This window comes from Lacibacterium aquatile (genome assembly GCF_042683105.1).
Lineage (GTDB): Bacteria > Pseudomonadota > Alphaproteobacteria > Elsterales > Elsteraceae > Lacibacterium > Lacibacterium aquatile.
On sequence record NZ_JBHUIP010000003.1, the window covers coordinates 403,092 to 417,149 of the forward strand.

Here is a 14,058-nt window from a genome sequence, read left to right on the forward strand (position 1 = left end):
TCGGATCCTCACGTACAGGAAGTACGCTCCGGTCCTGCGCTTCTTGACGCCTAGTATCTCATGCCCCCGGCCTTCGCTTTTAAAGCAGGACACAAAAGAGGTCGTCATCCCGTGGCCCGACCACGGGATCTCCTCCGGGTGCCTATCCAGCGCGGCCTCCCAGTAAGCGGGTCACGGGGCGGCGCGCCCCGTGCCTTTAAGCCTTACGCGTAGACCTTGCCGAAGCGGTTTTCGAGGAAGTCGGCGAGGCTGACGTCTTCCTGGCGCACGAAGCCCGATTGCGGCAGCTTACCCTGGTATTTCAGGTCGATCATGGCGGCGGCGGCGCCAGCGGTGGTGATCTCGATTCCGCTGAAGGCATGACCATCGAGCTCTGCCCCATGGATCGCGCGGGCAAAGCTGATCTGGTTCAAGCGGCCGTCCTGCATGCCGGTGGCGGTCACGAAGACGATGATGACGTCCTGGCGGGTTTCCGGGATCGCGCCTTCCAGAATTTCTTTGAGCAGCGGGCGGCGCGACTTCAGGTGCAGATCCTCGAGGATCAGGCGCATAGCCTCGCAATGGCCCGGATAACGGATGGTCTTGTAGGTCAGGGTCTCGACCTTGCCGTCATAGGTCTCGCATAGGCTGCCGACACCGCCCGAGGTGGTGAAGGCTTCATATTCGACGCCATTGATCGCGAAGCGCTCCTCGCCTTCCATGGGCGGCACCAGGACGCGGCGACCATCGTGAATGACCTCGCAGGGGTTGAGGTATTCATTGATCAGGCCGTCTGTGCTCCAGGTCAGGTTATAGCCCAGGCGATTGGCCGGGAAGCGGGGCAGGGCGCCGACGCGCAGGCGCAGTTCGCGCAGGGTTTCGAACTGCTTGGCAAGATCGTTGGCGACAATGGAGATGAAGCCCGGGGCAAGACCGCACTGCGGCACAAAGGCCGACTTGGCACCCTTGGCGAACTTGCGGACCTGGTTCGTGACCTCGACATCCTCGGTCACGTCGAAATAATCGACGCCGCAGGCGGCCGCCGCTTCGGCGATGAAGACATTGACGGCATAGGGACCGGCGCCGACGACGGCGTGTTTGCCTGCCATCGCGGCTTTCAGCGCGTTCATGTCGGTGCTGTCGATGCCCAGGGTCTGGGCACCCTTGGTGGTGCATTTAGCCAGTGTGGCGGGATCGCGATCGCCCAGCGTCACCTGATACTCGCCGGTCCCCTGCAGCAGGGCGGTCATCGAGCGACCGATACGACCGGCACCCAGGATCAGAACGTGACGCATGTGAAAGTCTCCCAAGAGATTGAATTATCGTTATTTCCAGACTGCACTGGACAAGTGTCGGCAAGCGACCCATCGATTCGTCTGTTTAAGTGCCTATTGCCAACGTTTCATCGGTATGGCAGACGTTTCGCCTATGGCTGAACTCGACGCGATAGACCGCACGCTGCTCTCGTTGCTGCAAGCGAACGCCCGCACCCCGACGGCGGTGCTGGCGCGCAAGGTGGATCTGTCGCGTTCGGCAACTCAGGAACGACTGGCCCGACTAGAGCGCCTGGGCGTCATCGCCGGCTATACGGTGCGGTTCGCCACTACGCCGGAAGACGGGTTCCGCGCCCATGTCTTCATCAGCCTGGATGCCCGCCATGCCCCGCAGCTTCAGCAGGCCATGCGGGTGCGTCCGGAAGTAAAGCGCTGCCACACCGTCAGCGGGGAATTCGACGTGGCGATCCTGGTTGAAACTGAAGGACCCAAGGCATTGGATCGCCTGCTCGACGATATCGGCCGTTTGCCGGGGGTGCGCCGCACTCAGTCGGCCGTTGTGCTTGATGTCAAATTTGAGCGCGGCTGACTTTCAGAATTTTCATTCTAATTTTCGATTATGGGAACTAAACTGATCAATCGCGCATTTTTACGCGATTGGTGAGGAGGTTCCATGAGCGCTTGGCAGATTCTGCTGCATCTGATCGGCAATGTCGTGTTGCTGCTCTGGGGGCTCTATATGGTCAAAAGCGGCGTGATCCGGGCTTTTGGCGCCGATCTGCGCCGGTTCCTGGGCATGGGAATGCGCAACCGTTGGACGGCGCTGTTGAGCGGTGCGGCGGTGACGACGATGCTGCAAAGCTCGACCGCGACCGGCTTGATGGCAGCCAGTTTCGCGGCCAGCGGCACCATCGCTCTCATGCCCGCCCTGGCCCTGATGCTGGGCGCCAATATCGGCACCACGGTGATCGTGCAACTGGTGCATTTCGACATCTCGCTGCTGGCGCCTGTCTTCCTGCTGGCGGGTTACATGGCCTTTCGCCAGGGCGGAAAGACGCGCACCCATGATCTCGGCCGGGTCGGTATCGGCCTGGGCCTGATGTTGCTGGCGCTTTATCTGCTGCTCGAAACTCTGAAGCCCGTGGAAAGCGCGCCGGTGTTGCGCCATCTGCTGGGCGCCCTGGCCGCCGATCCCTTCATGGGCATGGCGCTAGCGGCGGTCTTTACCTGGGCGGCCCATTCCAGCGTCGCCGTGGTACTGCTGATCTCCTCGCTTGCAGGCGCCGGGGTGGTGGAGCCCCAGGCAGCCCTGGCGATGGTGGCGGGCGCGAATCTGGGTAGCGCCGTCAATCCGATCATTGAAGGCCCGCGCGACAGTGCCGTGGCACGCCGCCTGCCGATGGGTAACCTGATCAACCGTCTGGTCGGCTGCGTGCTGGTACTGGCTTTCCTGCCGAGCCTGACCGACCTGATGCTGCGTCTGGGCGGTCCGGTCACTCTGGCTGCGAACTTCCATGTCGCCTTCAACCTGGCGCTGGCGGCTCTCTTCATCCTGCCGCTTGCGCCTTTTGCCAAGGCGCTGGAGCGCTACATGCCCGAGCGCGGGACGGGGGAAGAAGATCTCGCCGCCCCAAAATACCTCGACCCCGCCGCCCTCGATATGCCGGAATTGGCCGTCGCGAATGCGGGGCGCGAGGTCATGCGCATGTCCGATACGCTCCAGGAGATGATGGTCGGCGCCATGGAGGCAGTGCGCACGGACGACCGCAAGCGGGTGGCCCTGGTACGCAAGCTCGACGACCGTTTGGATCAGCAGCAGGAAGCGATCAAGCGCTATCTTGCCCAGCTGCGCCCCGACGACCTCGACGAGGCGACCAATAAGCGCGTTTCCGAAGTGCTGGCCATGTCGATGAATATCGAGCATGCGGGCGATATCCTCGACCATAGCCTGCTGGAACTGGTGGCGAAGAAGATCAAGCGGCACCTGTCATTTTCGGCCGAGGGGCGCGAGGAGATCCTGGGGCTGATGGCACGGCTGGTGGATAACGGCAGGCTCGCGACCTCGGTCTTCCTGTCGGGCGACAAGACAGCGGCGCGCCAGTTGATCGGCGAGAAGGAAACCGTGCGGCGCCTGGAAACCAAGGCGACGGAGGCCCATTTCGACCGTCTGCGCGCGGGTCGCAAGGAGACGCTGGAGACAAGCGCCCTGCATCTCGACTTCCTGCGCGATCTGCGCCGCATCAATGCCCATCTGACCGCCGGGGCGGGGGCTATTCTGGAAGAAGCTGGGGAACTGCGCGCTTCCCGGCTACGGTCAAAGCCCAAGCCCGAAACAGCGATGGCCGAGAAACATTCATGATCAAGATCAAACGCATCGATCCCAACGCCGAAGCCGAAGCGGGCACGCCCAAGGGCATTCTGTCCGGAAATCCCGTGACCGCGACGGCGAACCAATATACCGGCGGGGACGAGCGTTTCTTCTGCGGCGTCTGGACCTCGACGCCGGGCTGCTGGAAGATCTCCTATACCGAGGAGGAATTCTGCGTGTTGCTCTCGGGCCGCGCGCGTCTGACCGATGCCGACGGGACGGTGACGGAGTTCGGGCCGGGTGACGCCTTCGTCATCCCCTCCGGCTTCGAGGGCCAGTGGGAAACACTGGAGCCGCTGAAGAAGCTCTACGCGATCCTGGAGCGGTAAAGACTCTCAAACAAAACTGTCATCCCGGACTTTGATCCGGGATCTTGTGTAGACGGACCGCGTCGAAAAAACAGGTCAGAGTTCGGCCACGCCAGATCCCGGATCAAAGTCCGGGATGACGAGGTTATTTTTCCTCTTCGCGTGGGGCACGTACTGATTCGAGGAATCGCTCTTCGCTGGCCCCAAAACTCTTAAAATTCAACCGTGCCTGAGTTAGGGAGAGGTCACTATTGGGGCCGCCTCTAATTAGGTCGGCGTCGTGATCGTCCTGCCCGTCATCTTCCCAAAAAGCAAACACCGCAAAGTTCGAAAATGCCTCGCTGTTCCAGAGTACGGTATTGGCAGCAAGGACAGCGGTGCATATAGCCTTCAAAAGACGGCTGAGAGTTATTTCGGAAAAAGAATCTGCCCATTACTCCACCACATCGATCCTGCCGCGCGCCTCGCTGGCGGCGGTGGGGAGGGCGGCGTAGTCGGCGGACTGCATTTCCATCAGGCGGCTGGCGGTGCGCTGGAACTCGAAAGCGCCGGTGCCCTTGGGATAAAGTTGATCTGGCATGGCGGCTGCGGCCATGATCAGCTTGGTCTTCGCCTCATAGAGCGAATCGATCAGCGTGATAAAGCGGCGCGCCTCGTTATGATTATCCGCCGACAGCTCCGGTACATGGTCGATGAGGAGCGTGTGATAGCGGCGGGCGAGCGCGAGATAGTCCGAGGCCCCCAGCGGCTTGGCGCAGAGGTCGGGGAACTCGAACCAGGCGACGCCCTTGGCGGCCTTGGCGACCTGGATCATACGACCATAGACTTCGACTGCGTCCGGCGCGCCCTCGGCATCGTCCGTCAGGTCGGCGAAGGCGGCATGCAGATGGGCAGTCGCCTCTTCTCCGAGCGGCGCATAGAAAACCGGCTGTCCGGCGCGGCGCAGGCGGCGATAATCCTTCGGCCCGTCGAGCGTCAGCACCTCCATGCGCGATTCCATGATCGCGATGAACGGCTCGAACCGATCGCGCTGCAACCCGTCCTTATAGAGGTCCTTTGGTGCGAAGTTCGAGGTCGCGACGATCACCACGCCCTTGTCGAACAGAGCCTGGAACAGACGGCCCAGGATCATGGCATCGACGATATTATTGACGACGAACTCGTCGAAACACAAAAGCCAGGAGGCTTCCGCGACTTCGGCGGCGACTGTCGCCAGCAGATCGTCGTCATGGCCCTTCTTGGAGCGCAGGGCGTGCAGCCGGTCGTGGATCTCGGCCATGAAGGCGTGAAAATGCACACGGCGGCGCTGCTTGACAGGGGCGGCGGCAAAGAAGAGGTCCATGCACATGGATTTGCCGCGCCCGACCGAGCCATGGATATAGAGGCCGCGCGGGGCAGGCCTGCGGGCCTTCTCGCGCTTCAGCCAGCCCATCCAGCGCGGGGCCTCGGTGCCGAGCGGCTGATAGCCGGACAGTTCTGAACACAGCTTCTCCAGCCGCGCCATGATGTCGAGCTGGAGCGGGTCCTCCTGGATCTCGCCCGCCTTTACGCCTGCCTTGTAGCGGGCAAGCGGTCCTGCGGCGGTGATGCTGTCGTTGGGCTCGAAATCTTCGGTGCTGCTCATGACTGATAGCTTTACCGAAAGAAGAAAGCCCCCGGCAAGGCCGAGGGCTTCATTCCACCTATGACGCGTTAAGTGGCCTCAAGTAGGGCAAAGCCCGGTAGGCCAACGCAACTACCGCCGCGCCACCATCATCTTCTTGATCTCGGCAATCGCCTTGGCGGGGTTCAGACCCTTTGGGCAGGTGCGCGAGCAGTTCATGATGGTGTGGCAGCGATAGAGACGGAACGGATCCTCGAGGTTATCGAGGCGTTCGCCCTGCATCTCGTCGCGGCTGTCGGCCAGCCAGCGGTAGGCCTGGAGCAGGATCGCCGGACCGAGGTAACGGTCGCCGTTCCACCAGTAGCTGGGGCAGGAGGTCGAGCAGCAGAAGCACAGGATGCATTCCCACAGACCGTCGAGCTTGGCGCGTTCTTCGACCGACTGGGTGCGTTCCTTGTCGGGCGGCGCCACGGTTTCGGACTGCAGCCATGGCTTGATCGAGGTGTATTGGGCATAGGGGACCGAGAGGTCCGGCACCAGATCCTTGATCACCGGCATGTGCGGCAACGGGTAGATCTTGACGTCGCCCTTCACCTCATCGATCGGCTTCAGGCACGCAAGCGTGTTGGCGCCGTCGATGTTCATCGCGCACGAGCCGCAGATGCCTTCACGGCAGGAGCGGCGGAAGGTGACGGTGGTATCGACCTCGTTCTTGATCTTGATCAGGGCGTCCAGGACCATCGGGCCGCAGGCGTCGAGATCGATCTCATAGGTGTCGAGGCTCGGGTTTTCGCCCGATTCCGGGTTCCAGCGATAGATCTTGAAAGCTTTGACGTTCTTGGCACCGGCGGGCGCCTTGAAAGTCTGGCCTTCCTTGACCTTGGAATTGGCGGGCAGCGAGAAAGTAGCCATCTGATATATCCCTTCCGCCTAATAGACGCGCGCTTTGGGCGGGAACACTTCGATCTCGTCCGTCATGGTGAAATAGTGCACCGGACGATAATCGAGGGTCACCTTGCCGGTCGCGGCGTCATGCCAGGCGACGGTGTGCTTCATCCAGCTTTCGTCGTCGCGGTTCGGGAAGTCGTCGTGCGCATGGGCGCCACGGCTCTCCGGACGGGCTTCGCCGGAAACCAGCGTGACCTGGGCCTGACCCATGAGGTTGTCGAGTTCCAGCGCTTCGATCAGATCGCTGTTCCAGATCAGCGAGCGGTCGGCGATGGTGATGTCCGAGAGGGTCTTGGCGATCTCGTTGATCTTCTCGACGCCTTCCTTCAGCAGCGCCGAATTGCGGAACACGGCGGCGTGCTTCTGCATGGTGCGCTGCATCTGGTCGCGGACTTCAGCAACCTTGGTCTTGCCGTTGGCATTGCGGATGCGGTCCAGGCGCGCCAGGGCCTCTTCACCGGCATTAGCGGGCAGGGGCTTGTGGGTTGCGCCCGGCTTCACCACTTCGGCGGCGCGATGGGCAGCCGCACGGCCGAACACCACGAGATCGAGCAGCGAGTTGGTGCCGAGGCGGTTGGCGCCATGGACCGACACGCAAGCCGCTTCGCCGATCGCCATCAGGCCCGGAACCGTCTGATCCGGGTTTTCCTTGGTCGGACGGATCACTTCGGCGTGATAGTTGGTCGGGATGCCGCCCATGTTGTAATGCACGGTCGGCAGAACCGGGATCGGCTCCTTGGTCACATCGACACCCGCGAAGATCTTCGCGGTTTCCGAGATACCCGGCAGACGTTCATGCAGGGTCTCGGCGGGCAGATGCTCCAGATGCAGCATGATGTGGTCGGCATTGGGGCCGACACCGCGACCCTCATTGATTTCGACCGTCATGGCACGGGAGACGACGTCGCGCGACGCCAGATCCTTGGCCGAGGGAGCATAACGCTCCATGAAGCGCTCGCCCTTGGAGTTAGTGAGATACCCACCTTCGCCGCGGGCGCCTTCGGTGATCAGGCAGCCCGAACCGAAGATGCCGGTCGGATGGAACTGCACGAATTCCATGTCCTGGAGCGGCAGACCGGCGCGCAGCGCCATGGCATTGCCGTCGCCAGTGCAGGTATGGGCCGAGGTGCAGGACAGGTAGGCGCGACCGTAACCGCCGGTTGCCAGCACCACCATATGGGCGCGGAAACGGTGGATGGTGCCATCTTCCATACACAGAGCCATCACGCCCCGGCAGGCGCCGTCTTCGTCCATGATCAGGTCGAGGGCGAAATATTCGACGTAGAATTCAGCCTTATGCTTCAGGCACTGCTGATACAGCGTGTGCAGCATGGCATGGCCGGTACGGTCGGCAGCGGCGCAGGCGCGCTTGGCCATCGCTTCGCCGTAGCGCTGCGTGTGGCCGCCGAAGGGGCGCTGATAGATGCGGCCGTCTTCGGTGCGCGAGAAGGGCATGCCGTAATGTTCCAGCTCGTAGATCGCGGGAACGGCGTTGCGCACCATATATTCGATGGCGTCCTGGTCGCCAAGCCAGTCCGACCCCTTGACGGTGTCGTACATATGGTAGCGCCAGTTGTCGTCGCCCATGTTGGCGAGCGAGGCAGAGATACCGCCCTGGGCTGCCACGGTGTGCGAGCGGGTCGGGAAGACCTTGGTGACGCAGGCGGTCTTGAGACCGGCTGCCGTCATGCCCAGCGTCGCGCGCAGACCCGCGCCGCCGGCACCCACGACGACGACGTCGTAGGTATGGTCGATGATCTTATATTCGGTGGCCATGATGTCCGGGCCCCTCCTTAACGCAGCATCAGCTTGAGGACCGAGACGACCCCGATCCCGCCCAGCAGCAGGGCGGCGCCCTTCACTGCCAGCAGGCAGGCGATCTTGGCGCCCTCGTTATGGACGTAATCCTCCAGCACCACCTGGATCCCCAGCTGCGCGTGGTGGAAGACCGCCACGATCAGCAGGATCAACAGAAGGCCGCTGACCGGATGGCCCATCCAGGAGACGACAGCCTCGTAAGGTGCGCCCACCAGACCGATCACGCTGATAACGAACCACAGGAGCAGCGGAACGAGTGCAACCGCGGTTACGCGTTGCATCCACCAATGCTCGACCCCTTCCTTTGCCGAACCCAGGCCGCGAACGCGGCCCAGCATCGTGCGCATTCCTTGCGTCTTCATCGGCTTACCTCAACGTGATGCCGGCGACCCACGCCAGCACGGTCAGGACGGTGGCGACACCCAGAACCACCCGGCCCGACAGATAGGCCTGGGGAATGGCGAAGCCGCGACCGCTGTCCCAGATCAGATGCCGGATGCCGTTTGCCAGGTGATAGAACAGGGCAAAGCTCCAGCCGAATAGGGCCAGCAGGCCGATCCACGATCCGATGATCGCAGACGCGGTGGCGAAAGCAGCAGGACCGCTGGCAGCAGCTACGATCCAATAAGTGAGAAGCAGAGTTCCGACAGCCAGCGCGCATCCGGTGACGCGGTGGAAAATCGACATCGCCATAAGCAGATGCCAACGGTAAATCTGCAGGTGCGGAGACAGGGGACGGTTACGGGCGTCCATTTTTTGGCGGTCCTTTCCGAGCCTGGAATCTTTTTAAGAAGACAGGGCTTAGGAGGGATTTATCCCCCTAAAGCGCCCAAGTCAACGAATCGGCCTAGAATGTGGCAATACGCACAGGGCATGGCTCGGATTGCGACAGTTATCGCAATTGCGATTTATACTCAATTGCTCTTTTTAAAGATGAAAAGATTCAGGTGAAACGTTTTCTCAATCAGAATTATTTGTAAAATTTTATGTTTCGGCGTCAACCGCATAGGGCTATGCATTTTCTGTAGAACTTAACAATGTAATTTTGATGATTTGGCGATTCGGACAGTAGATGAGCGTCTGCTATGCGAATCGTGATTGCAGGTTTAGTATTTTGTTTACACTGATACCTCACATTCCGGCTCAAGTTTCAATTATGCCTGAACTGGGGGTTCTTTAGAGATGAAGACGCTTACGATTCGCGCCAAACTGGTCGGCGCCATTGCAATGCTGGTGGCCTGTGCAGCCTTGGTTGCGGTCGTCGGTGCTTGGCAGATGTTTGCCGTGCGCGCTTCGCTTGAGGACATCGCCCAGTCCCGCATGCCGCGGGCCATTATCATCCAGCAGCTCAATACCCTGACGTCAGACTATCGCGTCGCCGAAGCGACTCACATTCAGGCGACGACGACGGCTGCCGAGCGCGCTGCCGAAGCCCGCATCGAAGCGGTGACCAAGGAGCTGGCTGATAAGTCCAAAGAATACGACAGTTACCCGCAGACCGAAGCCGCCCAGAAGCGGATGGTCGAAATCCGAGCGATGTGGGCGAAGTATATCGAAGGTCACAACCGGGTGATGGCCTATTCCGAACAGCGCGAGACAGAGGCTGCTCTGGCGTTGTTCAACGGCCAAAATGCGCGCGCCTTCAATGAAGTCTCTGAAGCTCTGGATGGATTGGGCGCCGCCATCGTGAAGGTCGCTGAAGAAGCGGCGACCGATGCCGGTCAGCAGGCGACCGTGGGTCTGATGGTATCGGCGGGATTGGCGGCGGGCGCTGGTGTGATCGCTGTCTTCGTTATTCTCTTCGTCCTGCGGGGCGTTACCCGCCCGTTGTCGCTGATCACCGATGCGATGCAGGGGCTGTCGCGCCGCGACTATGACACCAAGATCGTCGGGACCGAGCGCAAGGATGAAGTGGGTCAGATGGCCCAAGCCCTGGACATCTTCCGCTCCGGCCTGATCGAAGCCGAGCGTCTGGCACTGGCCCAGAAGGCCGAACAGGAACAGAAGGCCGCCCGTCAGCAGCGTATCGAAGCCTATATCGCGACCTTCGACCAGACGACAAATCAGGCTCTGGGGACCCTGTCGTCGGCGGCGACCGAGTTGCAGGCGACAGCCCAACTCATGACTGAAACGGCGAGCGCGACCAACAATCAGGCGGCAACGGTTGCTGCTGCGTCCGAACAAATGACGGCCAACGTGCAGACCGTAGCCGCCGCTTCGGAGGAACTGGCAAGCTCGATCGGTGAAATCGGTCGTCAGGTTCTCGAATCTGCCGAGATCGCAAGCCGCGCCGGTAGCGATGCCCAGGAAACTGTGGGTCAGGTCCGCAAGCTCAACGACTCCGCCCAGCGGATCGGCGATGTGGTGAAGATGATCAGCGATGTGGCGGCCCAAACGAACCTCCTGGCGCTGAATGCCACCATCGAGGCCGCGCGCGCCGGTGAAGCGGGCAAAGGCTTTGCCGTGGTTGCTGCGGAGGTGAAGAACCTCGCTCAGCAGACCGCTAAAGCCACCGAGGAAATCTCGGCCCAGGTGGCCGCTGTGCAGGGTGAAACGGCGGGTGTCGTCGTCGCCATCGAAGGCATCGGCCGTACCATTCAGCGCATGAACGAGATTGCCTCGACCGTTGCTTCGGCTGTGGAAGAGCAGGGCGCTGCGACCCAGGAAATCACCCGCAATGTCCAGCAGGCCGCGACCGGTACCCAGCAGGTTTCGGAGAATATCGTCGATGTGACGCGCGGGGCTGGCCAGACGGGCTCGGCCGCCACTCAGGTGCTGGGCGCTGCCGACGAGTTGGCCCAGCAAGGCGAACGTCTGAAGCAGGATGTCGAAACCTTCCTGCATAATATCCGCGTGGCCTGATACGGCTCCGTTGAAAGAGGAAGCGGGGACCATTTGGTCCCCACTTTTCTATTCGCTACGGGCCAGAATGTCGCTGCGGCGCTCTTCATATTCAGTCTGGGTGATGAGTCCCTGTTCGTAGGCGCGGCGCAGGTCGATCAGGGATTGACCCGTAGTGGTGCCGCGGACGGCAGTGGTGGTTTCCGCATCGCCGCCACAGGCAGCCAGCGGAATGCCCATGAGCAGAGTCAAAGCAAGTGTCGCGTGAGATAGGCGCATGGCGTTTCTCCCTCGGTTCTCAAGTGGGTTAACGGCAGAAGGCCTTAACGACCTGTCCATTATCACTCAGAACCAGGGTCAATCGTTCCGGGACGACCTCAAAATTCACAGGCTGCCGCCAATGAAGAACGCGCACCATCATCAGTTTCATCTCGCCGACCTTCTTGAAGGCGGCTTCGCGCGGCAGGCCGACCAGTGTCTGCATCGTCTTGTCACGGCAGGCTTGGAACTGATGGGCAAAGGGACGCATGCTCGATCCGACCTTTGTGGGCGGTGGATGTTGCACATTGGGGTCCAGCCACTGGGCTTTCGGCGCAGGCTTGGCAGGTGCGGCCTTGCGTGGCGGCGGCTTAGGCGCATCCTGGGCGGACAGGTCCTGAATGGGAGCCGTCAGCAGGATCGCCAGGGCAAGGAAACGCAGATGCATGAGCCCGAGCCTACCAGTTATCGACCGTTTGGCCTATCGCAATGCTGTATGAGGCTTGCCTCCAGCTTAAAGCCGGTTAATCTTAAACGGAACGTCACGCTCTTGACTGATGCCTTCTGTGCTTTTGTTTTCTTTTTTCTTGTTCGGACCTCAATGACCGTACCCGCACTACCGCGCGTGAGCGACGGTTCGACACTATTCCCATCATGACGGAAACCAAGGGAAGCTTCCTGGTTCTGTTGGAAGCGCTGGGGCGCGGCGAGGGGCTGAACGATCTGCTGCAGATGGTTGCGCGGACGATTGAGGCAGAACTTGCCAACGCGCGCGTCAGTGTCCTGTTGCTCGATTCTGCAGGTAAAAGCCTACGTCTCGCCGCGGCCCCCTCTCTGCCTGCCGAACTGATCGAAGCGTCGGACGGCATCATGGTGCATACGGGCGAGGGCGCCATGGGGGCGGTCGATATCGCCCGCGACCCATCCTGGGCTCGATTTCGGGAGCGTGCCCGGCATCATGGCATTAAGGCTTGCTGGTCCGAGGCGATCACCTTGCCGGGCGGTGCCATTGCCGGCACTTTGGCTGCCTATGTGGGCGAAGCGCGGGGGCCGGTTCCGGCCGAATGGGCGCGGCTGAAAGAAGGCGCGCAGATCGTTGCGCTGGCTCTGCAGCGGGACAGTGCCGAACGTCAGCAGCGGGCGGCTGAGCGGCGTTTCCGCGATTTTACGAGCGCTGCGGGCGATTGGCTGTGGGAAGCCGATGCCGAGGGGCGCCTGACTTATATCTCGCAGCGTTTCACCGATGTGACTGGTATTCCGCTGGAGCGGGTGATCCGGCGGACGGTTTTCGAGCCTGAACTGATCCGCCCCGACGCGCATTATACCGAGATCCTGCGCCGTCTGCGTCTGCGTCTGCCCTTCCGCAATATGATGCTCGAGATGCGGCGTCCGGACGGCGGCGCGACCTTTGCCTCCATTTCCGGTGTTCCGGTCTATGAGGATGATGGTGGCTTTGCCGGATATCGCGGCACCGGGTCGGATCTGACGGCCCGGATCGAAGCGGAAAACCGCGCCAATATCGCTAATTCCGTGCTGCGGATGGCGATGGAAGTGGTGCCCGACGGCTTCCTGCTGCTGGACGAAAACGAATGCCTTGTGCTGGCTAACCGGACCGCGCTGGAGATGTATCCGTCCACTCGGCGCCTGATGGTGCCCGGTGCGCGCCTGGAAGACATGACAACGGCGGCGGTGACGAGCGGCGATGTCGCCGTCGATGGGGTCGATGATAAAGACCAGGTCATCCAGATCATTCTGCAGCGTATCCGCGCTGGCACAGGTGATCCGCGATATCTGAAGGTTGCCGGCGGGCGCTGGGTGCGTGCCAGCGAACATCGCATCAAGGGCGGCGGTCGCGTCCTGATCCGCACGGACATAACCGCCTTGCTGCTGCATGAAGAAGAATTGCGCCGCGCCCGCGACCGGGCCGAGGATGCCAATCGCGCCAAATCGATTTTCCTGGCGAATATCAGCCACGAACTGCGCACGCCGCTCAATGCTATCAACGGGTTCTCGGAAATCATCTCCGAAAAGCTTTTTGGCGAAAACGTAGATGCGCTGGAGCGTTATGCGGATTACGCCCGCGACATCAATCTGTCGGGGCAGCATCTGTTGGCGCTGATCAACGATCTGCTGGATCTCACCAAGATCGAAGCGGGCGAAGTACGGCTGCAGGAAGAGGTCATCGACCTCGAACGGTTGCTCTCGACCTGCACCAAGCTCGTGCGCGAACAGGCCGATAAAGCTGGCGTGACCCTACTGGCCGAATGTCTGGCCGAAGGGGTGGCGTTGCGCGCCGATACCCGGATGATCCGGCAGATCCTGCTGAACCTTGTCACCAACGCCATCAAGTTCAGCGGGGCCGGCAAAAAAGTCGCCTTGAGCTTCACGCGGGGCAAGGATGGCGGCATGGTGCTGATCGTCAAGGATGAAGGCATCGGCATGAATCCAGCCGATATTCCGACGGTGATGCTGCCGTTCGGGAAGCTTGATAATCCTATGCAGGCCAATCACAACGGCGTCGGTCTGGGGCTTCCGTTGGTCAAATCGCTGGCGGAACTGCACGGTGCGCGACTGGAGTTGATCTCTGCCGAAGGGGAAGGAACGACGGCAACGGTCTATTTTCCGACCCATCGATGTGTGGCTGTCCGCGAGTAAGCCCCC

15 protein-coding genes are annotated in these 14,058 nt (G+C 61.3%); 5 read left to right on the forward strand and 10 right to left on the reverse strand.

Going from position 1 to position 14,058, the window contains the following annotated elements:
- Positions 1 to 203: 203 nt before the first annotated feature.
- Positions 204 to 1,274 carry a saccharopine dehydrogenase family protein gene (locus ACFSM5_RS03905; RefSeq protein ID WP_379874929.1) on the reverse strand — a complete coding sequence of 357 codons (1,071 nt, stop codon included), beginning with the start codon at positions 1,272 to 1,274 and terminating at the stop codon, positions 204 to 206.
- 133 nt (positions 1,275 to 1,407) lie between these two features.
- Here ACFSM5_RS03905 and ACFSM5_RS03910 point away from each other — a divergent pair, with 133 nt between their 5' ends.
- The 3 genes from ACFSM5_RS03910 to ACFSM5_RS03920 all read left to right on the forward strand — a co-directional run bounded on the left by ACFSM5_RS03910 (position 1,408) and on the right by ACFSM5_RS03920 (position 3,950).
- Positions 1,408 to 1,842, forward strand: coding sequence for an Lrp/AsnC family transcriptional regulator (locus ACFSM5_RS03910; RefSeq protein WP_379874930.1), 435 nt, complete (start codon positions 1,408 to 1,410; stop codon positions 1,840 to 1,842).
- Between the two features lie 84 nt (positions 1,843 to 1,926).
- Positions 1,927 to 3,612: a Na/Pi cotransporter family protein gene (locus tag ACFSM5_RS03915; protein ID WP_379874931.1), complete on the forward strand. Its 1,686-nt coding sequence runs from the start codon at positions 1,927 to 1,929 to the stop codon at positions 3,610 to 3,612.
- Entirely contained in the window at positions 3,609 to 3,950 is a 342-nt protein-coding gene (locus ACFSM5_RS03920) for a cupin domain-containing protein (RefSeq protein ID WP_379874932.1), read from the forward strand. Before ACFSM5_RS03915 ends, ACFSM5_RS03920 begins: the two co-directional genes overlap by 4 nt.
- A gap of 124 nt (positions 3,951 to 4,074) precedes the next feature.
- Here the strand turns inward: ACFSM5_RS03920 and ACFSM5_RS03925 are convergent, their stop codons facing one another.
- The 7 genes from ACFSM5_RS03925 to sdhC all read right to left on the reverse strand — a co-directional run bounded on the left by ACFSM5_RS03925 (position 4,075) and on the right by sdhC (position 9,051).
- Entirely contained in the window at positions 4,075 to 4,248 is a 174-nt protein-coding gene (locus tag ACFSM5_RS03925) for a CPCC family cysteine-rich protein (protein ID WP_379874933.1), read from the reverse strand.
- The gene (locus ACFSM5_RS03930) at positions 4,226 to 4,363 is read right to left on the reverse strand and encodes a CPCC family cysteine-rich protein (protein ID WP_379874934.1); all 138 of its coding nucleotides are present in this window, start codon (positions 4,361 to 4,363) and stop codon (positions 4,226 to 4,228) included. Before ACFSM5_RS03930 ends, ACFSM5_RS03925 begins: the two co-directional genes overlap by 23 nt.
- Positions 4,363 to 5,553, reverse strand: a complete 1,191-nt coding sequence (gene zapE, locus ACFSM5_RS03935) for a cell division protein ZapE (protein ID WP_379874935.1) — start codon at positions 5,551 to 5,553, stop codon at positions 4,363 to 4,365. The genes ACFSM5_RS03930 and zapE overlap by 1 nt, the downstream gene beginning before the upstream one ends.
- 111 nt (positions 5,554 to 5,664) lie before the next feature.
- Positions 5,665 to 6,444, reverse strand: a complete 780-nt coding sequence (locus tag ACFSM5_RS03940) for a succinate dehydrogenase iron-sulfur subunit (RefSeq protein ID WP_379874936.1) — start codon at positions 6,442 to 6,444, stop codon at positions 5,665 to 5,667.
- A gap of 18 nt (positions 6,445 to 6,462) precedes the next feature.
- Entirely contained in the window at positions 6,463 to 8,256 is a 1,794-nt protein-coding gene (sdhA, locus tag ACFSM5_RS03945) for a succinate dehydrogenase flavoprotein subunit (RefSeq protein WP_379874937.1), read from the reverse strand.
- 17 nt (positions 8,257 to 8,273) lie between these two features.
- Positions 8,274 to 8,660, reverse strand: coding sequence for a succinate dehydrogenase, hydrophobic membrane anchor protein (sdhD, locus tag ACFSM5_RS03950; protein WP_379874938.1), 387 nt, complete (start codon positions 8,658 to 8,660; stop codon positions 8,274 to 8,276).
- A 4-nt stretch (positions 8,661 to 8,664) separates the two neighbouring features.
- Entirely contained in the window at positions 8,665 to 9,051 is a 387-nt protein-coding gene (sdhC, locus tag ACFSM5_RS03955; RefSeq protein ID WP_379874939.1) for a succinate dehydrogenase, cytochrome b556 subunit, read from the reverse strand.
- A gap of 429 nt (positions 9,052 to 9,480) precedes the next feature.
- On the opposite strand from sdhC, the gene ACFSM5_RS03960 reads away from it, so the two are divergent.
- Positions 9,481 to 11,160, forward strand: a complete 1,680-nt coding sequence (locus ACFSM5_RS03960; RefSeq protein WP_379874940.1) for a methyl-accepting chemotaxis protein — start codon at positions 9,481 to 9,483, stop codon at positions 11,158 to 11,160.
- Positions 11,161 to 11,208: 48 nt separating this feature from the next.
- On the opposite strand, the gene ACFSM5_RS03965 is transcribed toward ACFSM5_RS03960, so the two are convergent.
- A complete protein-coding gene (locus ACFSM5_RS03965; protein WP_379874941.1) occupies positions 11,209 to 11,418 on the reverse strand; it encodes an SHOCT domain-containing protein in 210 nt (69 codons plus the stop codon).
- 28 nt (positions 11,419 to 11,446) lie between these two features.
- Positions 11,447 to 11,845: a hypothetical protein gene (locus ACFSM5_RS03970; protein WP_379874942.1), complete on the reverse strand. Its 399-nt coding sequence runs from the start codon at positions 11,843 to 11,845 to the stop codon at positions 11,447 to 11,449.
- Positions 11,846 to 12,051: 206 nt separating this feature from the next.
- On the opposite strand from ACFSM5_RS03970, the gene ACFSM5_RS03975 reads away from it, so the two are divergent.
- Positions 12,052 to 14,052 carry a sensor histidine kinase gene (locus ACFSM5_RS03975; RefSeq protein ID WP_379874943.1) on the forward strand — a complete coding sequence of 667 codons (2,001 nt, stop codon included), beginning with the start codon at positions 12,052 to 12,054 and terminating at the stop codon, positions 14,050 to 14,052.
- Positions 14,053 to 14,058: the final 6 nt, after the last annotated feature.